Origin of the sequence: Mycolicibacterium vinylchloridicum, from assembly GCF_013404075.1 — a bacterium.
GTDB lineage: Bacteria > Actinomycetota > Actinomycetes > Mycobacteriales > Mycobacteriaceae > Mycobacterium > Mycobacterium vinylchloridicum.
In genome coordinates, this window is record NZ_JACBJQ010000003.1 from 210,856 (window position 1) to 234,498 (window position 23,643).

At 66.5% G+C, this 23,643-nt stretch carries 19 protein-coding genes; 8 read left to right on the top strand and 11 right to left on the bottom strand.

Annotated features, from left to right (window positions below; translation table 11 throughout):
* Positions 1-17 precede the first annotated feature (17 nt).
* Positions 18-602 (top strand): TetR/AcrR family transcriptional regulator, encoded by a 585-nt coding sequence (locus HPC46_RS04540; RefSeq protein WP_179467371.1) that lies wholly within the window; start codon positions 18-20, stop codon positions 600-602.
* Here HPC46_RS04540 and HPC46_RS04545 read toward each other — a convergent pair.
* Entirely contained in the window at positions 593-1,531 is a 939-nt protein-coding gene (locus HPC46_RS04545) for a fumarylacetoacetate hydrolase family protein (RefSeq protein ID WP_179467231.1), read from the bottom strand. The genes HPC46_RS04540 and HPC46_RS04545 overlap by 10 nt on opposite strands.
* On the bottom strand, positions 1,528-2,655 hold the full coding sequence (locus tag HPC46_RS04550) for a VOC family protein (RefSeq protein WP_179467233.1): 1,128 nt from the start codon (positions 2,653-2,655) through the stop codon (positions 1,528-1,530). Before HPC46_RS04550 ends, HPC46_RS04545 begins: the two co-directional genes overlap by 4 nt.
* Before the next feature lie 71 nt (positions 2,656-2,726).
* On the opposite strand from HPC46_RS04550, the gene HPC46_RS04555 reads away from it, so the two are divergent.
* Entirely contained in the window at positions 2,727-3,911 is a 1,185-nt protein-coding gene (locus tag HPC46_RS04555) for a cytochrome P450 (RefSeq protein WP_179467235.1), read from the top strand.
* Here the strand turns inward: HPC46_RS04555 and HPC46_RS04560 are convergent.
* Entirely contained in the window at positions 3,908-5,698 is a 1,791-nt protein-coding gene (locus HPC46_RS04560; RefSeq protein ID WP_179467237.1) for a sulfatase-like hydrolase/transferase, read from the bottom strand. The two genes, HPC46_RS04555 and HPC46_RS04560, sit on opposite strands and share 4 nt — an antisense overlap.
* The gene (locus tag HPC46_RS04565) at positions 5,691-6,143 is read right to left on the bottom strand and encodes an SRPBCC family protein (RefSeq protein ID WP_179467373.1); all 453 of its coding nucleotides are present in this window, start codon (positions 6,141-6,143) and stop codon (positions 5,691-5,693) included. Before HPC46_RS04565 ends, HPC46_RS04560 begins: the two co-directional genes overlap by 8 nt.
* A gap of 85 nt (positions 6,144-6,228) precedes the next feature.
* Here HPC46_RS04565 and HPC46_RS04570 point away from each other — a divergent pair, with 85 nt between their 5' ends.
* The 5 genes from HPC46_RS04570 (at position 6,229) to HPC46_RS04590 (ending at position 12,942) form a co-directional block, all read left to right on the top strand.
* The gene (locus HPC46_RS04570; RefSeq protein WP_179467239.1) at positions 6,229-6,828 is read left to right on the top strand and encodes a GNAT family N-acetyltransferase; all 600 of its coding nucleotides are present in this window, start codon (positions 6,229-6,231) and stop codon (positions 6,826-6,828) included.
* A gap of 150 nt (positions 6,829-6,978) precedes the next feature.
* Positions 6,979-7,839, top strand: coding sequence for a sugar phosphate isomerase/epimerase family protein (locus tag HPC46_RS04575; RefSeq protein ID WP_179467241.1), 861 nt, complete (start codon positions 6,979-6,981; stop codon positions 7,837-7,839).
* 343 nt (positions 7,840-8,182) lie between these two features.
* A complete protein-coding gene (locus HPC46_RS35480; RefSeq protein ID WP_179466906.1) occupies positions 8,183-9,736 on the top strand; it encodes a hypothetical protein in 1,554 nt (517 codons plus the stop codon).
* 169 nt (positions 9,737-9,905) lie between these two features.
* Positions 9,906-11,699, top strand: coding sequence for a flavin-containing monooxygenase (locus HPC46_RS04585; protein ID WP_179467243.1), 1,794 nt, complete (start codon positions 9,906-9,908; stop codon positions 11,697-11,699).
* A gap of 4 nt (positions 11,700-11,703) precedes the next feature.
* Entirely contained in the window at positions 11,704-12,942 is a 1,239-nt protein-coding gene (locus HPC46_RS04590; protein WP_179467245.1) for a cation:proton antiporter, read from the top strand.
* On the opposite strand, the gene HPC46_RS04595 is transcribed toward HPC46_RS04590, so the two are convergent.
* From HPC46_RS04595 to HPC46_RS04620, 6 genes are all read right to left on the bottom strand, one after another.
* Positions 12,939-15,485 (bottom strand): alpha/beta hydrolase, encoded by a 2,547-nt coding sequence (locus tag HPC46_RS04595; RefSeq protein ID WP_179467247.1) that lies wholly within the window; start codon positions 15,483-15,485, stop codon positions 12,939-12,941. The two genes, HPC46_RS04590 and HPC46_RS04595, sit on opposite strands and share 4 nt — an antisense overlap.
* Before the next feature lie 40 nt (positions 15,486-15,525).
* Positions 15,526-16,941 (bottom strand): glycosyltransferase, encoded by a 1,416-nt coding sequence (locus HPC46_RS04600; RefSeq protein WP_179467375.1) that lies wholly within the window; start codon positions 16,939-16,941, stop codon positions 15,526-15,528.
* A gap of 323 nt (positions 16,942-17,264) precedes the next feature.
* A complete protein-coding gene (locus HPC46_RS04605) occupies positions 17,265-18,059 on the bottom strand; it encodes an ABC transporter permease (protein ID WP_179467249.1) in 795 nt (264 codons plus the stop codon).
* On the bottom strand, positions 18,056-18,796 hold the full coding sequence (locus tag HPC46_RS04610; RefSeq protein WP_179467251.1) for an ABC transporter permease: 741 nt from the start codon (positions 18,794-18,796) through the stop codon (positions 18,056-18,058). The genes HPC46_RS04605 and HPC46_RS04610 overlap by 4 nt, the downstream gene beginning before the upstream one ends.
* Complete coding sequence (locus tag HPC46_RS04615; protein WP_179467253.1) at positions 18,793-19,722, bottom strand: efflux ABC transporter ATPase subunit, DrrA-related; 930 nt, start codon at positions 19,720-19,722, stop codon at positions 18,793-18,795. The genes HPC46_RS04610 and HPC46_RS04615 overlap by 4 nt, the downstream gene beginning before the upstream one ends.
* Positions 19,722-20,441 (bottom strand): glycosyltransferase, encoded by a 720-nt coding sequence (locus HPC46_RS04620; RefSeq protein ID WP_179467255.1) that lies wholly within the window; start codon positions 20,439-20,441, stop codon positions 19,722-19,724. Before HPC46_RS04620 ends, HPC46_RS04615 begins: the two co-directional genes overlap by 1 nt.
* A 170-nt stretch (positions 20,442-20,611) precedes the next feature.
* Between HPC46_RS04620 and HPC46_RS04625 the strand changes: the two genes are divergently transcribed.
* Positions 20,612-21,961, top strand: a complete 1,350-nt coding sequence (locus tag HPC46_RS04625) for a salicylate synthase (protein ID WP_179467257.1) — start codon at positions 20,612-20,614, stop codon at positions 21,959-21,961.
* Between the two features lie 6 nt (positions 21,962-21,967).
* On the opposite strand, the gene HPC46_RS04630 is transcribed toward HPC46_RS04625, so the two are convergent.
* The gene (locus HPC46_RS04630; protein ID WP_179467259.1) at positions 21,968-23,563 is read right to left on the bottom strand and encodes a (2,3-dihydroxybenzoyl)adenylate synthase; all 1,596 of its coding nucleotides are present in this window, start codon (positions 23,561-23,563) and stop codon (positions 21,968-21,970) included.
* Positions 23,564-23,643: the final 80 nt, after the last annotated feature.

Here is a 23,643-nt window from a genome sequence, read left to right on the forward strand (position 1 = left end):
GTAAGCAGCGCACGCGGATGGCGTTGATCAGGGCGGCTCAGTCGATGATCGCCGCGGGCAAGCTCAACGTGCCCGTTCTGGAGATCACCCAGGCGGCCGACGTCGGGATGGGCTCGTTCTACAACCATTTCGAGAGCAAGGATGAGCTGTTCGAGGCGGCTCTCGCCGACGTCCTCGACTCGCACGGCGCGGTGCTGGACGAACTCACCGCCGATATCGAGGACCCGGCGGCCGTCTTCGCGTGCAGCTTCCGGCTGACCGGCCGGTTCTTCCGGGCACGTCCGCAGGAAAGCCGCATCCTGTTGGACAACTGGGGTGCTCTGCTGTCCTCGGATCGCGGCCTGGCACCCCGTGCCATGCGCGATATCAACGCCGCCGTCGCGGCCGGGCGCTTTCATGTCGAGGATCCGGAACTGACCCTGTCGGTGGCGGCAGGAGCACTGCTGGGTCTCGGGTATCTGCTGCAGGCGCGTCCGCACCGGGATGCGGGCGCGACGGCCGATGCCGTCACCGAGGAAGTCCTGCGGTTGTTCGGCATGTCGGCTCAAGACGCCCACCAGATTTGCTCACTACCCTTGCCGGACATGGTGTTTCAGGAGTAGGTAACTGTCATCCGCTGGGTGCCGAGATCGATGGCACCGTCGTCGGTGCGCACCGACGCTTCGATCACGTCGCCGGCGCGTAGGTATCTCGGGTTGGTGGCCTGGCGCTTGAAGAACGCCTTCCACTTCATCGCCGGAGGTAATAACGAGCCGATGATCTCGATCGGCTTCGGGGGTGCGCTGAGCGCGGTGCCCACGGGCGTCCCGGTCAGGATCAGGTCACCGGCCGCGAGATCCTGGAAACGGCAGAGTGATTGGAGTGCCGCCAGCGGCGGGTAGAGCATGTCCCCGGCGACCAATGCGTTCTGACGTTCCTCGCCGTTGACTGTCAATCGCAGCCGCAGATCACCGAAACGGGCGAGCTCGGCGGCATCGAGCAACACCAGGGCCGGGCCCACCGGGGTGAAGGTCGGGTAGGACTTGGCTTCGTAGAACTGAGTCTGTGGCAGCTGGATGTCCCGCGCCGACACGTCATTGGTCACCACCAGACCCGCGATGTGGTCGCTGAGGCTTTCCGCGGAAATTGTCGTGCCGACCGGGATGTCGCGGCCGATCACCAGTCCTATCTCCACCTCGTAGTCGAGGAACTGGACGTGCGCGGGTTTGCGCACCGGGGCGAATGGCCCGCTGATCGACGCCGACGACTTGCGGAAGAAGGTCAACGGGATGGTCTTGGGGTTCATGCCGGCATCGCGGACGTGGGAGGCGAAATTCGTCATCTGTGCCACGACCCGGCACGGGGTGGTCACCGGCGAGCGCAGGTCGAGGTCGTCGACGTCGACGGTGTCGGTGCCCTGTGCCGCCGCGTCGATGGCGGCGCGGTCAACCAACAGATCCGCGGTGGTGCGCGCCGAGGTGGCGATCTTGACGGCGCCGGCCGGGGTGAGCGCCCACCATGCGTCTGCGGTGCGGAGAACGGAAGTGGTCATGAGGTAGCAACTTTCAGCAAGCCGATGAGGCGTTTGACGTCGAACTCGTTCTTCTCGCGCAAGCCGGTGATCATCGAGATCACCTCGTGCCGAGCATGTTTGGGGCTGGTTCCGAGGAAGTCCGCGGTTGCCGGCGGTCCCCACTGGGCAAGGCCGGATGCGGTGAACGGCGCCCAGCCCGCCTCCAGGGAGTTGTCGAACATGTCACCGTCGGCGAAATGCTCCACCAGGAACCCATCCGGGTCTCGCCAATAGTCGAAGATCTGGCTGCCCTGAATGTGTCTGCCGATGCCCCACGAGCGGAAATAGCCCCGCTCGCAAAGGTATTCGCCGCCGGCGGCCAGCGCATCGAGATCGCTGACCTGATAGGCCGAATGCACGTAGCGGTTCGTCGGGCCCAATGCGAGGGCCAGCGTGTGGTGATCGGCGGGCACGGAACCGCGATCACATCGGATGAAGCTCATGGTGGGCCCGCGCCCGCGCTGGCCGGGGAAGTAGAGGAAGTCGCTGACGATGAGCCCGAGGTTGTCGAGGTACCAGTTGAGCGCTTGGAGATACTTCGCCGACTGCATGACGACGTGACCCAGTCGCTGAACCACTGCGGGTGCCCGCGGTGGCCGTTGGGTGGTGTTGACGCGGGTGGCCTGGCGACCGAAGTTGAACACCTGTGGCGGCTGGGCCGGCAGTTCGGGCAGTTCGTGCAGTCCGGCGACGACCTTCACCGGAATGCCGCCGGGATCGGTGAGCTGAACCGACAGCCCGCCGAGTGCCTCCGGCAATGGTTCGACCACGGCGCCATTGGCCTCGGCGACCGTGTGGACGTCGACGTCGTCGAGGGCTCTGAACGCGATCCCGCGAAACCGGGTCTGCGTGCCCCGGCGGATCACCACGCATGGTGCCCCGGCATCTGCGCCGCGGAGCTGCAGGTCATCAGGCGTACGAGCGACTGTCCGGAAGCCGAAGGCGTGGGCGAAGGTCTCGGCGGCGGCCAAGTCGGGCTTCTCGAACTCCAGCCAGGCGAGGTCACGGACCTTGATCACCGGATTTCGGGACCGGTCCGGATGCTCACCGCACAGCGCGCCCTGCTCGCTGTGCAAGGCGTTGTGTACGCCGGCCTTGCCCATCGCGAACCTCCTGACCTATTGTTTGACGAAATCGTCACATACGACGGAACCCTCAGTCAAGGGAGGTGGCGATGCGGCATCCGCACAACGCCAGGGTGTATCGACCGGACATCTACGCCCGATCGGCGATCATCGACCCCTACCCGCACTACCTACGGCTCCGGGAGGCGGGGCCGGTGGTGTGGTTGGCGCGGCAGCGGGTCTACGCATTGCCACGCTATGCCGAATGCAAGGCCGTGTTGCGCGACGACAAGGCATTCATCTCCGGAAACGGGGTCGCCCTCAATCACCTCAGCAACCGGTTGTCCAGAGGCACCACGCTCAACAGCGATGGCGACGAGCACGACCGGCGACGGAAGTTGGTCGCTCACCGGCTGTTGCCGCGCGCGCTGCGATCTGTCGCCGACTCCGTCGATCGGCTTGCCGCCGAGGTGGTCGATGCCGCGGTCAAGACCGGTGCCATCGACGGGGTGGAGTTGGCGTCGGCACTGCCATTGGCCGTCGTACCGGACCTGGTGGGCTGGCCGCGCAACGAGCGCGACCACTTGATCCACTGGGCCGGTGCCACGTTCGACGCACTGGGACCGTTGAATCGGCAGGCCGTCAAATCGGTCGCCGGGACCGCGCAGATGCTCAGGTTCGCGCGTCGCGTCGTGCGCCGACGCGATGTCCTCGACGGCAGCATGGCACACGAACTGTTGATCGCCGCCGACGAAGGCAGGCTGGCACATGACGAGTGCCCACCGTTGCTGGTCGACTACATCGCCCCGTCATTGGACACCACCATCAGCGCGATCTCCAACGCGCTGTATCTCTTCGCGACACACCCCCACCAGTGGCAGCTCCTCAGAGCCGAGCCGAACCGAATTCCCAACGCCGTGAACGAGGTAGTCCGCTACGAGGCACCGCTGCGCGCGTTCGCACGGCAATGCCGCAAGGAGACCGACATCGCGGGAAACACAATGCCGGCAGGGGCGCGTGTACTGGTGATGTATGCCTCCGCCAACCGTGACGAGCGGGAGTGGGATCGGCCCGACGCGTTCGACATCACTCGCGACGCGGGTCGTCACATCGGCTTCGGCCAGGGCGCCCATGCCTGTGCGGGACAGGGTTTGGCCCGGATGGAGACCGCAGCGCTGTTGCGCGCGCTGGTGGACCGGGTCGCCCGCATCGAGGTGCTTGGACCACCCACCTGGGCGGTGAACAACATCATCCGCCGCCACCAGCGCCTGCCGCTGAAGCTGGTTGCCGGCTAGCCGAACCGCCGCCGCGGTGGCCTCGGTGCTCGCCGCGCCGCATACGGCCACGGGTTGTTGCGCTCGGGCACCGCCTCGGCGCGCACCTGCTTGAGCTGGGTCCGCAGCTGCGCCCTCAGGTCGTGCAGGGCCGGATCGGTCCAGCGGTTGACGGCCTCGATCGGATCATCGGTGAGGTCATAGAGCTCCCACTGATCGTCCAGGGGGTTGGTCCGGTACGCCTCCCCGCCGAGACCGTTGGCGGCCAGGTGCCGCACCCCGGGTTCGGTCCAGGTGCCCGGATCGTCGAAGGTGCGCACCAGCTTCCACAGGTGGCCGTCCACGCGGGTGACGAGTCCCTCGAAGTTGGCTGCCGTATGTGCCGGAATCCGGATGCGCAGCGGCGCGGGGGGATTCACGGTCCGCTTGAGCCGACGGGCCAGACCGGAAGCGCCGGTGTCACCTTCGAGCATGTTGTCGCGGGTCATGATGTACACCGCGCGGTCCTCGTCGGCGGGCGCGCCGTCCACAATCGACATGAGGTCCCGGCCCGGCAGCGGATGCACCTCCGAGAAAGTCTCGGAAAGTGTTGCGGCGACGGTAGTTACATCGATGCCGGCAGCTCCCAGCAGGGTCGGCACCAGATCGACGTGCGACGTCGGGGCGGTGACCAGTCGCGGCTGTGTCGCGCGGTTGCCCACCCGGGCGATCACGAACGGCACGCGTGTTGCCTCGTCGTAGAGGTTGAACCACTTCTGATGCAGTCCGCCGTGTGCGCCGAGAAGGTCGCCGTGGTCGGCGGTTCGGACCAGCACGGCGTCGTCGGATCCCCCCTCGGTCACTGCGCGGCGCACCCGGTCGATCGGCCCGTCCACCTCGGCGTGCAACCGGTAGTAGAGGTCTCGATAGCGCTGGGCGCCACGGTCGTACACCTGCTGGATCGCCGGCGCGGGTCCGTAGCCGGAGTAATAGGCCTCCCGGAAGGCGATTTGCGCGGCCGGCTTGGTTCGGAGATCCTCGTGCGCCGTGGGCGCCTCGGGTACCGGCGGGGGATCCAGCGGGGAGGCCGCCAGCGGACTGCGGACCGCCCAGGTGGGAAACAGCACGATGTCGTGGGGGTTGACGAAGCTCGCAACGAGCAGGAACGGCCGCATCGCGGCGGCATCGCCGGTGCGCCTGCGCGCGTAGCGATCCCGAAGCCAGGTCACCACCCGGTCGGCGATCAGGGGGTCGCGCCGGAATCCGCTGTTGGCCAGTCCGGCTCCGTGCGGTTCGGGACCGACCCAGCCGGAGAAGCCGAACGGTCCGAGTGGATCGGCGTCCAGATAGCGCTGTACCGCGAACGGGTCGACGACGCCGTCGTCGTCGTTGGTCGCCAGCGGACCGCCGGTCGCCGGATCGTCGAGGTCGGCGTGCGAAATGTGCCACTTGCCGTCGTAGTGGGTGTCGTAGCCCGCCGCGCGAAACCAGTTGCCCAGCGTGGGGACCTCTCCACGACGTAGCCAGCGCATCCGCGAGTCGTCGAAGACCTTGCCGATGCCGTCGGTCTGGGTCACGCCGTGCAGGTCGGGGTACTGGCCGGTGAAGATCGTGGGCCGGCTCGGCACACAGGCCAGCGACCCCGTGTAGTGACGGGTGAAGCTGACCCCGTTTTCGTCGAACCATCGCCTGCCGCTCAACGCGCGCCGCCGCCAGGCGAGGACGTCGGCGGATTCGTACGGCGGAGTCGCACGCTCCTCGTCGGTCATCACGATGATGATGTCGGGCGCCTTTCCCGTCGCTTCGCTCGCCCCGGGGCGGTCAGACATTGTTGCCCTCCACTCGTTTCGCCAGCCCGTCGAGGAGCAGGTCGAGTTGTTTGACGGAGCCGCGGCCGAAGAGCCGTTCGGCGACCCCTTGGATCGGGTTGGAACCGATGGTCACTGCGCTCGACAGGGTGACTTCGGTCATGCCCCTGGCGATGGGCCGCAGAGTCCAGTTGCTACGGAGCCGGCGCACCAGACGGGGAAGGCCCTCGACGTCATAGCTCAGTGAATGCGGCGGGTCGACGCCGGTGATCCGTTCCACCAGCGTGTTGCGCCCGAGTTGGACGCGGCGCGATGTGCCAACGGCGTTACCGTCTGGACCATGTTCCAGCAGGCACGAGTGGTCGACGAAGTCGGCCCACGTGCTGACCGCCCCGAAGTCGGTCAGCACATCCCAAATTGCCTGCGGCTCGGCCGCTACCGTGCGCTTACGGCGAATCTCGGCCACCGCACCATTCAACCGCACCCGAGAACGGGATGTTGCCGGATCAGGGGCCGCCACCGGGTTGGCCTGGTGAGCTACGCTCCCCACGATGACCGAGGTTGTTCTTGCCCGCGCGCTCACCGACCTGCCTGACGAGGTGGCAGCGGTGCCTGCGCCGCCGGTCCCGAATGTCGACCCGCCGTATGCGCTGCGGGCTGCGACGGTGTCAGATGCCGCGATGGTGGCCGAGTGGATGAACCGGCCGCACCTGGCGCAGGCGTGGGAGTACGACTGGACGGTCGAGCGCTGGGAGGCGCACCTGCGGGCTCAGCTCGGCGGGACGTACTCGCTGCCGCTGATCGCCAGCCTCAACGGCGTCGCGGGAGGTTATCTCGAGATATACCGGGCGGCAAAGGATTCGATCGCGCCCTGCTATGACGCCGAGCCGTACGATCTCGGATTGCACGCAGCGATCGCCGACACGGCGCTGGTCAACCGGGGAATGGGACTCGGCCTGTTCCCGCGGATCATGGCCAGCCTGTTCACCGCCGAACCCCGCTGTCGTCGAGTGATGTTCGATCCGGACCATCGCAACGCCGCCGCCCGGACGGTCTGTGAAGTCGCGGGCTGCAGGTTTCTCGGCGAGTACGACATGTCGAACCGGCGGATGGCGCTGTACGCGTTCGATCGACCTGCTGACCTGACGTAGCCGCCGAATTCGGGCCGATTAGCCCGGCTGCTCGTTGTTCTCTCAGTACCGGAAAGCTCCTCACGATAAGGGAGCCCCCAATTTTCGGCGCGCTTCCCCGACAATGGCAGGTCTGTGACCACGGGAGGTGTTGGAGGACGAGGAGTATCCATGCGCATACCTACAGCTGACGTGGTCGGTATCGCCCGTCCGATCTCGTTGGCGCCGCTGACGGTGCTCGAACTGGGACCCGACGAGATGGTGGACTGCGCGGCACGGGCGGGGTTCGATGCCGTCGGTCTTCGCCTCATTCGGGCCACCGAAGAGGAACCGCTGCGCCCCACGATCGGCATGACTCCGCTGATTCGCGAGACCCGCCGCAGGCTCGATGACACGGGCCTTGCGCTGGTCGACATCGAAGTGTTGCGCCTGACACCCCAGACCCGGGTTCGACACGACTACGAAGCCGTTGTCGAGACCGGTGCCTATCTGGGCTCGGGTCAGATCTTGGTCACGGGCAACGATCCCGATCACGCCCGGCTCACCGACCGTCTGGGCGAACTTGCCGACCTGGCAGCCGATTACGGGCTGACCCCCAACCTCGAACCGATGCCGTGGACTGATGTGGTGAACCTCCAGCAGGCCGCCGCGATCGTAACCCGTTGTGGGCATCCGAATCTCGGGGTGCTGGTCGACGCTTTGCACTACGACCGGGCACTTAACACGCCCGCCGACCTGGCTGCGTTGCCGGCCGAATGGATCAACTACGTCCAGATCTGCGACGGTGTCGCCGAACGGCCGAAAACCTTAGACGCCTTGCGATACCAGGGCCGTAACGCCCGACTGTTTCCCAGCGGTGCGGGGAACATCGACCTGGTGGCGATGCTGCGTGCGCTGCCATCGAGTGTCCCGGTCAGCATCGAGGCGCCGGTGCTCTGGCAGGCTCCCGCCCTCGAACGCAGCCGGGCTGCGTTGCGTGGCGCGCGCGAGGTTCTCGAGCTCGCCGGCACCGACTGCCGGCACTCGGCCTGACACCGCCATCGGAACCTGTTATGTCGCAATACGTTCTGCAGGCAGGTCGCGAGTGGGGGAAATTCGCGACTTTCGAAGAATCTTTTCGGTGGGGTTCGAACGCATCTATGAGTACCCGCGGATACCTCGGCCTATCCCGCCTGACCTCGGGCATTCGGCCTCGAAGCCGGTTCGGTGCCACGGCGGTTTCGGTCGGGAAACAGCTGAAATTGCGATCTGCTCGCCCGACGTAGGTATTGACCCGGGTGCAAGGCAATCCAAAGATGATGCTGCTTTCTCTGGAGGAAACGCACAGAACCAGCGCCTGCCACCGCGGCCAGGCCGTAAATTGCAAAGGGATTGTATGAACGCGATGTCCGGGCAGCGAAGAGCCGCAACGCATTCCACTCAAAAGTACGCGACGACGACAGGAGTCGCCGGGGCGGCGATGATCGGACTTTTCGCGCTGGCGGCCGCCGCTGCCGCCGTCGCGCTCGACGAGCCGACCACGATTTCGGCGCAGAGCGTGCAGGCGCATGAGATCCGACTGGTCTCCTGCGAGACCTCGGGCAGCCTCGCCGACCCCGGCTGCTCGTCGGTGCCCGCGGCCGCGAGCATCGTGAATGCCGACGCATCCAAGTCGGTGCTGGCCAATGCCGTCGGTGTCAACGGCTGGTTGGTCGGCAACGGTGTTGACGCCGCGGCGGACTGCGTTGGCGCAGCGTGCAATGGCGGCAACGGTGGTCTGCTGTTCGGCAACGGCGGCGCCGGTGCCAACGGCGGCAACGGTGGTAACGCAGGTTGGCTGGGTGGCAATGGCGGCAACGGCGCCACCGGCCTGAACGCCGTGTACTCCGACGACGGCACCCTGGTTTCGGCCGCCACGAACGGTGGCAACGGTGGCAACGCCGGCCTGTTCTCCGGCAACGGTGGCAACGGCGGCGCGGGCGGTTCGGACACCAACACCAGCGCCGCGGGTGCGGGCGCAAATGCGGTGGGCGGCAACGGTGGTAAGGGTGGCGATGGCGGGGCTCTCTCGGTCCTCAGCGCCCTGACGGGCGGCGCCGGCGCGAGCAAGGCCGGCAACGGGGGTGCGGGCGGTGCTGCTTCGTCGGTGAACGGCAACGCCACCGGTGGCAACGGCGGTGCTGGCGGCAGCTCGTTCTGGGGATTGCCGCAGGACCCCGAGTCGTACCCGATCAACGACTACGGCCCAGGTGCGGGCGGCGCGGGCGGTAACGCCACGGTCGGCCTGGCCGACGGCACCGGCGGGACCAGCAGCCAGACCGCGACCGGCGGCACCGGCGGCTCCGCAGGTTACGGCGGGCTGGCCGGGTCCTCGCCGAATGTCCTTGTCGGTAACGGTGGTAAGGGTGGCACCGCCACGGCGTACCAGAGCGGTAAGGCTGTCGGCGGTGCCGGCGGCACCGGCGGCGGACGCCTTCTCGCCATGGGCTCCGCCGGTGGCTCGGGCGGCAGCGCGACCTCGGAAGCCGGCAGCGCGACCGGTGGCGCCGGCGGCAGCGGCGGTAGCGCCGGCCTGTCCGGTCTCGGCGGCCGCGGTGGCACCGGTGGCAACGCGAAGTCGACCGAGGACGGCAACACCACCGGCGGCCGTGGCGGTAACGGCGGTAACGGCGGCGCCATCGGCGGTAACGGCGGCGCCGGCCGCAACGGCGGTAGCGCGACTGGCGGCAACGCCCGCGGTGGCAACGGCGGCACGGGTGGTAACGGCGGTATGTCGGTCGGAAACCAGAACGGCACGGCCACCGGTGTCGGGGGCAACGGCGGCAGCGGCGGTAGCGCTACCGGCGGTGCGGGCAAGTCCAGCACGGGCGGCAACGGCGGCACCGGCGGCACCGGCAGCGGCGGTAACGGCAACCAGGGCAACGACGGAACGGCCAGCAACAGCAGCTAGCGGTTTGGCGCTCGGCACGCATTGACGCGGGTACGGGTCTCGGCTCAACACAGCCGGGACTCGTACCCGCTGCCGTTTTCGGGCGGTAAGAGGTAGCCCCCCAAACGAAGTTAGCCTGCCCTAATATCTCTGCGGGGTGCGGCACCAGTAGGAATGTCGGAGGACTTGGATGAAGGTGTGCGTCGTCGGGGCGGGGCCGTGTGGGCTCACGACCATCAAGCAACTCCTCGACGAAGACCACGAGGTCGTCTGCTTCGACAAGAACCCTGACATCGGCGGGATCTGGCTTCGCCACGAGGGCGATGGCGACCAGATGAAGGCCTATGACGACCTGTATCTGACGATCTCGATGAAGCTGATGGCCTATTCGGATTTCCCTTTCCGCGGAGATCGGAAGTTCTACACCCGCGCGGAATACTTCGAATACCTCTGCGCATATGCCGATCGCTTCGGGCTGCGTGAGCGGATCCGATTCGGCAGCGAAGTCACCGATATCCGAAGGGTTTCCGATCGTTGGGTCGTGTCGGTGCATCGCCACGGCATCGACTCTGAAGAATCGTTCGATGCCGTGGCGGTCTGTTCGGGGCCGTTCAAGACCCCGAACCGGACCGTTGCGGGACTCGAGAAATTCACTGGCGAGATCGTGCATTCCTCCGAGTACCGGAACAATCAGCGTTTCCGCGACAAGCGTGTGCTCATCGTCGGCCTCGCCGAATCCGGCGCCGATATCGTCCGTCAGATCGGCGACGTCGCCAGTGCCTGCACGCTGGCCATCCGGTCATACACCTACCTGTTGCCGAGGGTGTCCGACCGAATCCGAACGACCGATCACGGCACCGTCCGGGCACACCACCATGAGATGTACCGGCGGGCCACCACGTATCCGCTTGAACTCGAATCCTTCTGGGGCCGCGATGCGCTCGCGAAGGCGCTCTTCCTGGTCATGTCCGTGATCTACGGGTTCGCCACGTCGGTACTCGGCGCGTTCGGCGCGAGCCGCCGCAAGGCCGAACCCGCGATGAACCCGATGGGCGATCCCGTCGACCCGGCGAAACTCGATGTGGCGACGCTGGAGAACGACGAGAACTGGAAGCTGATCGAGACGTGGAACCGCCGCTCCCATCCAGAGGGTAGTTGGAGCCCGCGGCGCATCTTCTGCAAGAACGTGAGCTTCATTCCCGCGATCGCTGTGGGCCGAGTCACGCTGAAAGATAAGGGAATTGAGAGCTCCGACGGCAGTCGAGTCGTGTTCGGGGACGCAACGGACGGCGAGTTCGACACCGTCGTCCTATGCACCGGTTTCGAGCACGACTTCGATATCGGCGACCTGCGGGTCGACGACGGGAACGTCCGCAACTTGTACAAGCACTTCCTGCACCCAGACCACGACGGCTCGGTGGCATTCATCGGGTTTGTCCGCCCGTTCTCGGGCGGGATTCCGGTGTGCGCGGAGATGCAGGCCCGCTATTTCGCGCGGGTGTGCAGCGGCACGCAACAGCTTCCGGACAACCTCGACGAAGTCATTGCGCGGGAGAAAAAATGGGAAGACCACTGGACGGCCTTGAGTCCGCGCCAGACCGAATCCATCCCGTCGCAGGTGATGTATTTGGACGCACTCGCGCGTGAGATCGGTTGTCTTGTTCCGATGAGCAAGATGCTGGTCAATCCGAAATTGTTCATCCAGTTGTGGTTCGGCAGCTTCAACCAATCCAGCTACCGAATCGTCGGGCCGCACAACCTCGGTCGCGCAGCCCTCGACGATCTCTATTCCGAACCTGTCGAGAACCGGCGGGACATGGCTTTTCGACATGCCGTGCTGCAGATGACACCTTCGTCCTTTCACCCGAAACACTTGATGGGGACTCCCCAACTGAATTGGGGCGGCAATCCGCTTCTGGGTGCCCGCTACGAGTCGTCGGGCCCTTTGGTAAGCGGGTTGGTATCTACCAGGACAGTGGGTTGATCCGGTGCCACTCGGTGCTGCCTTACAAGGGTTGACCACCCTGGCCGTGATCGTCATCGGTTCGGTGACCATCGCAAGCCTGTTCAGCCGGATCGGTCATCCACGGGTCCTAGGGCCGATTGTCGTCGGCATCGCGGTGGGGACTGCCCTGGCCGCGTGCCCCGAATCCGTTCGGTCCGAGCTTGTCTCGTCGACGTCGCGCCAGCTGCTCGATACGGTGGGAACTGCCGGACTGCTGCTGCTGATGTTCGCCGCGGGTAACGAGCTTCGGCGGTTCGGTACGTCGGGCGATGCCTCGATCGGTTGGCGGCTGGCGCCGTGTGTCGTCATTCCCATCGCGGCGTCCGCGCTGGCGGCGTGGCCGTTCGCTGCACGCATCGGCGGCCCCGAACACCACGACGTGTATGGATGGCTCTTCGTCGGTGTCGCCTTGGGTGTCACGGCGGTGCCCGTCTTGGTGTTGATCGTCAAGGACCTGGGCATCGCATTACTCTCCGTCGCGCAGGTGGCCCTGCGTATCGCTGTTGTCACCGACGGCTTCGCCTGGATTCTGGTGACTGCCTTGGTGGTTGTTTCCCACGCCACCGCCATGTCGGCCCGGACGGTGGTCGTCGGCGCGGCTCTTTTGGTGGCCGTCGTGTTCGTCATCCCCCGCGCGGTCGCACGGATCGATGTGCTGAACCGCGGTGCATCGGCCTGGGCCATGATGGCGGTGACCGCACTCGGCGGGGCTGCCGCCACGCAGCTGCTCGGCTTCCATCCGGCGATCGGGGCCGTGATCGCGGGCTTCACCTTCCCCGCGGCACTGGCCGACGCGTCCTCGGGGCGCGGGTTCAACTCGATCGTCAACGTGCTGTGGCCGGCCTTCTTCGTCAGCATCGCGATGTCGGTTCCCTTGCAGGCGCTGCGTGAATTGGTCAGCTGGGACGGTCTGGCCTGTGTGGCGGTCCTGGCAAGCGTCGCTGTCGCGTCGAAGCTGGCGGCTGGCGTCATGTTCGGCGCGATGAGTCGCTGGCCGTGGCGAGCATCGGCGAAGCTGGGTGTGTTGTTGAACTGCCGCGGCGTCACCGAGATTGCCATCGCATCGGTGGGTTACCAGGCACGGTTGATCAGCCCGTTCGCCTTCGCCATGCTGTGTGGTCTGGCGATAGCCACTACGGCAGTGACCACACCGCTCTACCGCGCGTTGGGCGCAGAAACCACAGAGACCCGGGAAACCGCGGAAGTCGCGGAGGCCGCCTAACAGCGCGCCCCGCGGGCGGCCAGAATCAAGTCGACGACCGATGTGATATGTGGTGTCCGCACGATCGAATGGTGATCGCAGTCCAGCACGTGAGATTCCAACTGCCCGTTCAGGACGCGCTGCCAAAGTCGTGGGTCGTCAGCGTTGAGATGGCTGCGGATCAGCAGTGCCCGACCATCCCACGGCGCCGGCCGGTGCCGGTATGCCGCGATCATTCCGACTTCTTCGATGGCTCTGGTCTTGCGGTCGTAGTTGGCGGAGAACAGCCCGGCCAGCGGAATCGTCTTCTGACGTTCCCACCACGTTGCGAACCCGTTCGCTTCGTCGGTTTGCAGCGTCACCGTCGCGCCGGGCAGATCGTGGCGCGCATCCCAAGCCACTCGGGGCGAGAGCCAAGGGTCCAGCAAGACGACCATCTCGACAGCCTCGCCATCGGCCTGCAGCGCGCGGGCGGTCTCCACGGCGATGTGCGCGCCCAGGGAGTGGCCGATCAGCGTGTAGGGTCCGTGCGGCTGAATGCGGCGCAGATCGGACCAATGTCGTTGCACCGCACGGTCTATTGACCAGTCGGGTAATGCGCGTTCGGAGAGTCCGCTCGGCTCGAATGCGTACACCGCGGTGTGGTCTCCGACCCGCTCGGCCAGCGGGAGGAAGCACAACGCGGAGGCACCGGCACCGGTGAAGCAGAACAAGGGAGTGTCGGCGGTATCGGCCGACAGTGGGCGCAATGGCGTTGTGGTCGGCTGCAGTCGTCGTCGGTCCGCCGTGCACACGGTACCCAGCTTCTGCGCAAAGGCCGCAACTGTCGGGGCGCTGGCGAGATCGGTGGGTTTCAGTGCGATACCCCGAGATTCGCACAATGTGACCAGCATCTGCGCCACCGACAACGAGTCGCCACCCAGGGCGTAGAAACTGTCGGTGCGGCCGACGCGATCGACGCAGAGCACCTCGGCCCACAGCTTCGCCACCACGGTTTCCCGCTCGCCGCAGGGAGATTCGAAGGGCGCCCGGTTCGGCTTCGGGAGCGCCATCCGGTCCACCTTGCCGCGGTCGCCTCGGGGCAGGGCGGCCAGGATCTCGATGTTGGCAGGCACCATCCACGGCGGCAGGTCCCGATGCAGGCGGGCCCGTAGTTCGGCGACCGACGGCGTCCGCTCCGTGGTACTGGGCGCGACATAGGCGGTGAGTACCGGTGTCGGTGAACCATCGGTCACGACGGCGACCTCGCGGATATCGTCATAGGACGCCAGCATCGCTTCGATCTCGGCGGGCTCGACGAGGTAGCCGCGAATCTTCACGGTGTTGTCGGCCCGGCCCGACAGAACGAGGTTGCCGTCGTCGTCCCACCGCCCGACATCACCGCCGGCATACGTCGTGGTGGAGTCCCCATTGTCGACGAAGCTGGCCTTCGAGGCCGAGCTGTCCAGATAGCCGGGACCAAGGTACCGGGAGGTGATCGAGACGATCCCGTTCTCGTCGATCGCGATGTCTTTGTGCGGGGCCGCGATTCCCACCGGAACGACGCCGCGTGGGAGCGGCGCGGTCGGTGGGATGTCGTGGCTGGCGATGGCCAAGGTCTCCGTCGAGCCGACCCAGTTGGTGACCACCGCTCGTGGTGCGAGCTGCCGAGCGAGCTTCACGTGGCGAGCCTGTATCGGCTCACCGGTGGTGACGATCCGCTCGACATGCATCCACGTGGCGCCGCCGGCGGCCCGGTGCAGGGCGTCGACGAACGACGGTGTGCAGGTGATCACCTGGGCGCGGGACTCTTCGATGCGATCGAACGCCTCCCGTGCGGTGTGCTCGCGCGGGTCGACGGCCACGACCTCGGCACCGCCCAGCAGCGAGCCGATCAAGACGTTGAGCCCGCCGGCGAAGCTGATGGGCATGCACAGTGCCACCTTGCGACCCTCGGCGAGGCCGAACCTGTCGTTCAGTAGTTGCGCGTCGGCCAACCACAGTCCGTTGGTGTGCAGCACGGCTTTCGGAGTACCGGTGGAGCCAGAGGTGAATTGGATACCGGTGACGTCCCCGGTGTCGGCATCTGACCCGAGCGTGCCCCCGATCTTCCCGACCGTAGTCGACGTCTCGACCGGAACCACCTCGTAGTCGTGCTCCCCGAGGATCGCCGCGATGGTATCGGTGCGATTGCGGGGGAGTTCCGGGTCGAGTGCCACCACGACGGTGCCGGCCGCGATGAGGCCGAGGATGGTGGATACGGTGGCGGCGTCGAGGGCACCCGGAAGGAGAGCGGCTCGTGGTGATTCGCCGCAGCGCCGGGCTCCTTCGCGCACTGCACACGCCGCGGAGAACAGCTCACCGTAGGTGACCGACTGTGCTCCGGTGTGCAGCGCGACCCGATTGGGGTGGTTGCCCGCGGTCGCCCCGAAATGCGCTGCCACCGATCGATATTCGAGGGGGCGTTCCGGCGGAACCTCGGCAGGCGGTGGCGAGAAGCGGGGCGACGCGACGTCGGCCGCAATCCGTTGCCTGCGACGCCGCCAGATCTGGGTCGCCGCGACGGCGGCAGCGCCCGCGCCCACAACTGTCAGTCCAACCGGTAACCGCCGCGCCGGCCCGGGATCACTCGGCAACGGGGATCCGGCGGTCGCTCGAATGCACGGCGTTGAACCGGATCACCCGCTGATGTGCGCGATCGGTCAGTACATCGCATCCGGTGTTGTCGAATGCCGCAGGCGACATCTCGTGCTCGTGGCGGTCGGCGGGCCGGTGACTGCCGACATAGGTGAATTGTGGTTCCCCGGCGCGGCCGTCGCGTGCTGCGGCCTCCAGAAGATCGGCCGCGGCCTCGACACTGTCCCGGGGGGTCCTCATCTGCTCGGCGACTTTGGCCGCCCGCCGCCGGTACTCGGGTACCAACACCGTCTGCAGCCCGGTCCGGATCGACTCGGGGGTGGCGATGGAAAAGCGTTCGGAGGTACCGACACCGAGTTTGGTGACCTGTTTGGCCCACAGCGGCTGCTCGGCACTGATCCACAAGACGAACGTCGGCATCCCTGCGCGCAGGCCGGCCGCCGTGGTCCCCGCCCCGCCGTGGTGAACGACGGCCCGGCATTTCGGGAAGACCCTGGCGTGGTTGATATCCCGCACTATGCGTACCTCCGGGGACGAGCTTTCGGGAATATCCCAAACCCCGGAACAGATCAGCGCACGTTCACCCAGTTCGGCACACACCTCGGTGATCATCGCCACCGCCGCTGCCGGGCATTCGACGGGCATGCTGCCGAATCCGAAATAGATGGGCGGTTCGCCCTCGTCGATCCACGAGTTGGTGTGAGCGTCGCTGTCGGTGTCGAGTTCCAGGGTGAGGGAGCCGATCAACGGGCGGCGCCCGGCCCACTCCTGTGCCAGGCCGTCGAAAAGCAGTGGGTCATAAGCCTGGATCTCCACCGCACTCAGCTCCACGATGCGGCGGATCGCCCGTTTCCGGGTGCGAGGCAAGCCCAATGCCCGTCGCTGGGCGATGTCGGCTCGCTTCATCAGCCGCCAGTACAGCGACTCGGCCATCGGCCAGATCGCGTGTGCCAGCCACCCGGGCACACAGGGAAACATCACGCTGTTCGCGCGAAATGGGAAGTAGTGCAGGGACGCCAGTGGCGTATCGAGGTGCTCGGCGACATTGGCCGCCACCTCCTGGTAGGTGGTGCCGGTGAGGATCAGATCGGCGTCCTGAGCGAGCGCGACGAGGGCGTTGCTCATCTCTGCCCAGCCCTGGCTCAGATAGTCCTCGAGCTCACGCCACTCCCTGCGCGGGTTCCGGATGCCCCAGGACTTGCGGAAGATCGACGCCTCGAGTTGTTGCTGCGAATCCACGCCGTAGGGCAGCGCAGGCCCGATACCGCACGCCTGGACGAAGGGGATCAAATTGGGAGGTACCGCCATCGAAACGTCATGGCCGCGGCGGATCAGTTCAAGTGCCACCACTGCACACGGCTCGATGTCGCCGCGAGTCCCGTGGACGGCTATCGCGAACTTCATCGCGTCGGTTTCCTCCTTCCGAGAACGCATGCACGCACCGAAAATCAGCCGGGCCATGCAATTTGGTCACATGCTTGAGCACCCCGCCGGCTGTGGCGTGAGCAAGCACGGCGGCGCACCGCCCTGGGCCGGATGCTCGTCCGGCGCTTGGTTGTGGCCATTATTGCGGGCTTGGCGTTTCCTGTGGGGGCTACGTTTGGCCGCTCCGGTGGACGACGGGCGTATCGAGGAATCTCCACCCGTTCGGCCACCCGGTTGTGCTGCCGTGCTCAACTCGAGCGGGTTGCTGAGATGACGCATCCGCGACGAGTCACGGTGTGGGGCTAGCCGGCGCCCCCGGATTGTGCGGCGGCGCGATACCCCCGTACCGCCAACGGGACGAACACCGCGCCGAGCCCGATCAGCCACGCCAGTGCGGCGAGCAGGGCGTGACCGGCCGGTTCACCCTGGGCGAGTGCGCGCATCGCCTCGATGACATGAGCCAGAGGTTGCGCGCGCGCGATCGGCTCGACCCAATCGGGGAAGTGCTCGAGCGGCGCCACCCCGCCGGTGCAGAAGGCCATCCCAATTGCCGTGCCGCCCAACAGAGTCAGTAGCGGGGCGCTGTTGTTGCGTACCGCGACGGCCATCACGACGGCGGCGAAGACAAGCGTGACCAACACGGGCAGGAGCAGGAACGGGATGACTGCGTGCCAGGAACCCTCGAACCGCAATCCGAGCGCCATCCCGACCAGGAGAAGCAGAAAGCTCGCGGTCAATGTTTGCGCCGCTTCGGCCAGCAGGGTGCCGGCCAGGAAGCTGCTCCGGTGCACCGGCATCACCCAGAATCGGCTCAGCAGACCGCTGTCGCGTTCGCCGGGTATGTGGAAACCGGCGCCGAGGGTCCCCATCATGGTGCCGGCCACGATGCACATCGGCACGAGCGTGGCGAGGTTGTCGGATCCGGTCAGCTGCACCATCGACTTGCTGATCACCAGGTAGTAGGTCAACAGCAAGAGGGTGGGTACCAGCACGGACTGCAGCGGCACCATGGGATGCAGCCGCCAGTGCATGAACATGCGCTCGGTCAGGATGAGGGCGGGCATGATCCGCCGACGCGTGGCGATGGTCGTGCTCATACCGGCCGCTTCTGCATACGAACGGCAATCAGCCCGAAGACAATGAGAAGGCCCAGGCACCATACCGTGGTGATCGCCAGCTGATGGCCCGCGACTTCGCCGCCCGCCAGCCCGCGGATGGTATCGGTCACCACTGAGACCGGTTGGTAGCGCACAAAAGGCTGAACCCAGTTCGGAAAGGCCTCGGCGGGAGCCAATCCCGTCGAGACCAAGATCAGGATCAGTTGCGGCATCAGCAGAAGTTGGCTTCCGCCGATCCTGCGCAGCCAGGTGCCGGTGGCGTCCGCGCCGAGCGAGAGCGCCAGGGTCAAGCACAACGGGATGATGACGAACGCCACCGTACAGGCGATGCCGCCGGTGATCCGGAAGCCCAGGAAGTAGGCGGTCACCAGCACGGCGGCCAGTGACAAGATCCCGCGGAGAAGGCAGTACAGCATGCGCGCGATCATCGGAGCGAGCAGCGAGATCGGTTGTGTCCGTAGCCGAAGTGCGAGGCCGCAGGCCTGCTCCCGGCCCGCACGATCGGCGGTTGTCACCGCGCCGAGCAGCATGGCCTGGACGATGACGGCCGGCACCAGATAGTCGGCGTAGCTCATCTCCCCGGTGTCGATGACGTAGCGCAACGCGCCGCTCAGCCCCAGCAGTGTTCCCACCGGCACCAGTACGGACAGCGCCAGATCGAAATCGCGCACGGCGGTGTGCACGACGCGTTCGGTCAGCGCGGTGATCGCGGTCATGGGGCCAGCGTCGCCGTGCTCAGGTGCATGAACACCTCGTCGAGAGTCGGCTTGCGCAGCGAGATGTCGACAAGGCCGATGCCCAGCTGGTCGGTGCGGCGGATCACCTCGGCGAGCGTGCCGACGCCATCGCGGGCGCGCACCGACACGGTGTTGGTCTCGGTGTCGGCATCGACGTCGTCAATCTCACCCAGTGCGGCGACGACGCGCGGAACGTCGGCGGCGCGCACGAGGGTCACTTGACAGTAGGTCGCGCCGGCCTGCTGCTTGAGTTCTTGGGCGGTGCCGTGTGCGACCATTCGCCCCGAGTTGAGGATCACGATCGAATCGCTCAGTACATCAGCCTCTTCGAGGTACTGGGTGGTGAGCAGAACCGTCACGCCGTCGGCGGCCAACTCGGACACCAGCTCCCAGACCTGCCTGCGGCTGCGCGGATCCAGGCCCGTGGTGGGCTCGTCGAGGAACAGCACCTTGGGCGTCACGACCAGAGCCGCGGCGATGTCGAGGCGGCGCCGCATCCCACCGGAATAGGTGGAGACGGGTCGGTCGGCCGCGTGGTCGAGTTCGAACTGGCCGATCAGGTCGTCGGCACGGTGGCGAGCGTCCTTGCGGCCCATACCCCGCAGTCGTCCGAACAGTGTCAAGTTCTGCCGCCCGGTGATCACGTTGTCGACGCTGGCGCTCTGCCCGGTGACGCCGATGCTGTCCCGGACTTGGGCGGCCTGCTCGACGACGTCGTATCCGGCGACCGTGGCCCGCCCGCTGGTCGGCGGTATCAACGTCGAAAGAATCTGCACCGCAGTCGTTTTACCTGCGCCATTGTGCCCGAGCAGTCCGAGCACCGACCCGGTCGGCACCGTGAAGCTCACGTCGGTCAACGCCGACACCCCGCCGTAGGACTTGCCGAGGCGATCGAGCTCGATCATCAGCGGACCACCTTCCAATCCCTGCTGACCGATCGGTTCAAGAAGAACACCGAGACGGAATTGCTGAACCACTGCCACAGAAGCTTGCGCCAGCCGAGCGCCCTGGCGCGTCGGCCGGAGTGGTAGACCATCAGATCCCGGGCGAAATACGTTCTGCCGATGCGGGACAGGCGCCGGAAGAGGTCCATGTCCTCGGAGGCGACCAGGTTCTCGTTGAATCCGCCGACAGTCGCGAATGCGTCGGAGGCGATCATTTGAAACTTCCCGCTGGCCGCGCCCACCCGCAGGATGTTGTTCTGTAGCAGAAACTGCAGTCCGAGCATCGTGAACACGAATCGATCAGCCACTGAGGCGGATTCAGGCATCACCCGGGTCCCGCCGGTGAGCGCGACCAGGCGCTCGTCGGATTCGAACCGGGCGTGCGAGGTGCGGAAGAAGTCGTCGATATCCGGGATGAGGACATCGGCGTCGACGAAGACCAGGTAGTCACCGCGGGCGGCCGCCGCACCTCGGTTTCTGACCTGGGCGATGGTCCGCTTCTCCGGCTCGTTGTAGCGGACGATCGTGGTGGCGTAGCGCCGGCAGATCTCGACGGTGTCGTCGGTGCTGTTGTCGTCGGACACGATGATCTCGTGGTCGCCCGAATAGGCCGCCAGACAGACGAGGGTCTTTTCGATGCCTTGCTGCTCGTTGAGGGTCGGGACGACGAACGAGATCACCGCGGCTCAATCCCTCCAGCACCCGTGAGAACAGGACAAATCAGCGCAGCCTAACGATTGTTCGGCCGGTTTGGTGGGCTACGTCGGGGCCACCCACGCTCGCGACCTGGGGTTATCTGGCGGCCGAACGGAGGTCCAATCGAGAACACAGGTTAGGCTACCCTCAACGAATGACCGATGTGACCGCGGCACCGCGATCGCCGATCGAGACATCCGGGTGGGCAGGACTGCCGGACGGAATGGCTCCGGCAGATGTGGTCGCACACCTGGCTGACACCGTTGCCGAGCGCAGCGGCGCCGACTATCTGGTCTACGAGCAGGACGGGTCCTGGACGCTGGCGATCGGCACTCGGGCGTCCATCGAGCTCGATCGCGACGAATGCCGCGTCAGCGCTGGCGGCTCCGTGGTGAGCCACCGGTGGAGCGGGCGGCCCGCGGCGGTGCTGGCTGAAGCACTGGACACCGTGCAGGCCCACGGCGAACCGGCGTTCGGGTGGATCGCCTTTGAGCTCGGCGCGCACCGGCTGGGATTGTTCGACCGAGTTCCCGCCGGTACACCGCTGGCACGGATCTTCACTCCCGTCAGCCGGGTTATCATCTCGGCCAACGGGATCGACGTCATCAACGGGGACGACGCGCTTCGCGCGGCCGTGACCGACCTGCGGCCCGACGAGATGAACCGGCGGGTCCGTGAGGTGGATGTCTCTGCCGATCACAGCGGGTACCGGGACCGCGTCGCGACGGCCGTCGCCGAGATCCGGGATGGCCGCTATCAGAAGGTGATTCTGTCTCGCACCGTCGATGTTCCCTTCACCGTCGATTTCCCGGCGACCTACAGTGTCGGCCGCAGGAACAACACGCCGGCACGGTCGTTCCTGATGCGTCTCGGTGGCATCCGGGCGCTCGGATTCAGTCCCGAGCTGGTGACCGCAGTGCACTGTGACGGAGCGGTGATCACCGAACCGCTGGCCGGCACAAGGGCATTCGGCCGTGGGATCAGTGATGACCAAGCCGCCCGTGACGATTTGGAATCCGATTCCAAGGAGATCGTCGAACACGCATTGTCTGTCCGCACATCGATGCTCGAGATCGCTGAGGTCGCGGAGCCCGGTAGCGTCGCGGTAACCGACTTCATGACGGTGCGGGAACGCGGCAGCGTCCAGCACCTCGGCTCGACCGTCGGCGCCAGGCTGGATCCCGCGCACAACCGGATGGATGCCCTGGAGGCGTTGTTCCCCGCGGTCACAGCGTCGGGAATCCCGAAAGCACCTGGGGTAGAGGCGATTCTGCGGCTCGATGAAATGCCGCGGGGGTTGTACTCGGGGGCGGTCGCGATGTTCACGCCCGATGGCGGCCTGGATGCCGCGCTCGCTCTGCGCGCGATCTACGAGGTCGATTCGCGGACGTGGCTGCGTGCCGGTGCGGGCATCATCGCGGCGTCGTCACCCGAGCGTGAATTCGAGGAGACGTGCGAGAAGATGGGGTGCCTGGCGCCCCATCTGGTCCCGCGGGCGGAGTGACCCGGTCTAGGGAGCCAACTGTGCGAGGATCGCGCGCTTGTCGACCTTTCCCACCGCTGTGGTCGGCAATGTGGACATCGGCGCGACCATGTCCGGCCGGCTGTGCGCGGCAACACCGCGGGCGTCGAGATGGTGGTTGAGCTCAGGCAGTGAGACCGGATTTCCCCGGAAAACAATTGCAGCACAGATCTTCTCACCCAGGTGCGGATCGGGGAGGCCGACGGCGGCCGCGGCGGAGACCGCCGGATGGGTCAGCAGATGACTCTCGAGATCGAGGGCGGATACCGTCTCGCCGGCCCGCAGGATCACGTCCTTGACCCGGCCGGTGACCTCCACGTAGCCGTTGGCGAAGCGGCGCACCTTGTCGCCGCTGCGGTAGAAGCCGTCCGGGGTGAACGAACGCTGGTTCTCCGCCGCCGCCCGGTAGTAGCCGTTGATCGTGTACGGCCCGCGCACCAGCAGTTCACCGGGCTCGCCGTCGGGCACCGCGACGCCGAGGTCGTCGACGATTCGCAGCTCGTCGTGCTCGGCCAGCGGACGCCCCTGGGTCTGTTCGACGATCTCGGCGGGGTCGTCGATTCTCGTGTAGCACAACAGGCCTTCGGCCATGCCGAACACCTGCTGCAGTCCGGGGGTGAGCGTGGACCGGATGTGCCGGGCGTCGTCGGCAGCGAGCTTTGCACCACCGACTTGCAGCAATCGCAAGGTGGCCGGCAGCTGTTCCTCCCACTCACAGGCCTGCGCCCACAACCGTGCCAGCGCAGGCACCAGTGCCGTGGCGGTCACGCCGTGGCGGGCGATCGTGGCGAAGGCCGCTTCCGGGCTGGGATCTCGCCCGAACACCACCGTCGCGCCGACACTCATCGCGCCCAATAGGCCGGGACACGCGAGCGGAAAGTTGTGGCCCGCAGGCAAAGCGACGAGATACACATCCGAGTTGGTCAGTTGGCAGAGCCGGGCGCTGGCGGTGGCGTTGTAGACGTAGTCGTCGTGGGTGCGGGGGATGAGCTTCGGCGCGCCGGTCGTACCCCCGGACACCAGAAGCAGGGCCGGCCCGCTGATGTCCGGGCGCAGCCGAGGTGGCTGTCCGTCGCCCGCGCACAGCTGTGCCCAGGAGGTGTGCGGGCCCGCGTCGCCGTCGACGATGATGTGCTCGAGGTGATTGTCACGGTCGCGTAGCCGCTGCGCCATCGCCCGGAAGTCGTACCCGGCGTCGGTGCCGACGATGATGCCGACGGCGGCACTGACGTCGAGGAAGTGCGCGAGTTCAGCGTCGCGGTGGCCGGGCAGACACATCACCGGCAACGCGCCGGCGCGCAACAGGCCGAACAGCGCGACCGCGAACTGGCAACTGTTCGGCAGCTGCACCAATACGGCCTGCCCACTGCCGATCCCCATGGCGAGAAGTCCCGCCGCTGCGGCATCGGCGCGCCGGTCCAACTCGGCGTAGGTGAGGTGGGTCCGACCGTCGATGACGGCCGAGTGATCGGCCCAGCGCTCGGCCGCCGATCGAAGGATCTCGTCGAGGGGCCGACCGGTCCAATAACCCGCCTCGCGGTAGGCCGTCGCGCGGTCCGGCGGGAAGGGCGTGAACCCGGTCATTGCGCTCCCTGAGGTAGGCGTGTCCGCTTGGTGAGCATAGGGTAGCCTTCCCAAAGTTAGGCAAGGCTGTACAGGTGCAG

What these genes read in the sequence shown, in the direction of transcription:
- HPC46_RS04540 (WP_179467371.1), top strand. Translation starts at nt 18, where the DNA reads ATGGCGTTGATCAGGGCGGCTCAGTCGATGATCGCCGCGGGCAAGCTC.
- HPC46_RS04545 (WP_179467231.1), bottom strand. Translation starts at nt 1,531, where the DNA reads ATGACCACTTCCGTTCTCCGCACCGCAGACGCATGGTGGGCGCTCACC.
- HPC46_RS04550 (WP_179467233.1), bottom strand. Translation starts at nt 2,655, where the DNA reads ATGGGCAAGGCCGGCGTACACAACGCCTTGCACAGCGAGCAGGGCGCG.
- HPC46_RS04555 (WP_179467235.1), top strand. Translation starts at nt 2,727, where the DNA reads ATGCGGCATCCGCACAACGCCAGGGTGTATCGACCGGACATCTACGCC.
- HPC46_RS04560 (WP_179467237.1), bottom strand. Translation starts at nt 5,698, where the DNA reads ATGTCTGACCGCCCCGGGGCGAGCGAAGCGACGGGAAAGGCGCCCGAC.
- HPC46_RS04570 (WP_179467239.1), top strand. Translation starts at nt 6,229, where the DNA reads ATGACCGAGGTTGTTCTTGCCCGCGCGCTCACCGACCTGCCTGACGAG.
- HPC46_RS04575 (WP_179467241.1), top strand. Translation starts at nt 6,979, where the DNA reads ATGCGCATACCTACAGCTGACGTGGTCGGTATCGCCCGTCCGATCTCG.
- HPC46_RS35480 (WP_179466906.1), top strand. Translation starts at nt 8,183, where the DNA reads ATGAACGCGATGTCCGGGCAGCGAAGAGCCGCAACGCATTCCACTCAA.
- HPC46_RS04585 (WP_179467243.1), top strand. Translation starts at nt 9,906, where the DNA reads ATGAAGGTGTGCGTCGTCGGGGCGGGGCCGTGTGGGCTCACGACCATC.
- HPC46_RS04600 (WP_179467375.1), bottom strand. Translation starts at nt 16,941, where the DNA reads ATGAAGTTCGCGATAGCCGTCCACGGGACTCGCGGCGACATCGAGCCG.
- HPC46_RS04605 (WP_179467249.1), bottom strand. Translation starts at nt 18,059, where the DNA reads ATGAGCACGACCATCGCCACGCGTCGGCGGATCATGCCCGCCCTCATC.
- HPC46_RS04610 (WP_179467251.1), bottom strand. Translation starts at nt 18,796, where the DNA reads ATGACCGCGATCACCGCGCTGACCGAACGCGTCGTGCACACCGCCGTG.
- HPC46_RS04615 (WP_179467253.1), bottom strand. Translation starts at nt 19,722, where the DNA reads ATGATCGAGCTCGATCGCCTCGGCAAGTCCTACGGCGGGGTGTCGGCG.
- HPC46_RS04625 (WP_179467257.1), top strand. Translation starts at nt 20,612, where the DNA reads ATGACCGATGTGACCGCGGCACCGCGATCGCCGATCGAGACATCCGGG.
- HPC46_RS04630 (WP_179467259.1), bottom strand. Translation starts at nt 23,563, where the DNA reads ATGACCGGGTTCACGCCCTTCCCGCCGGACCGCGCGACGGCCTACCGC.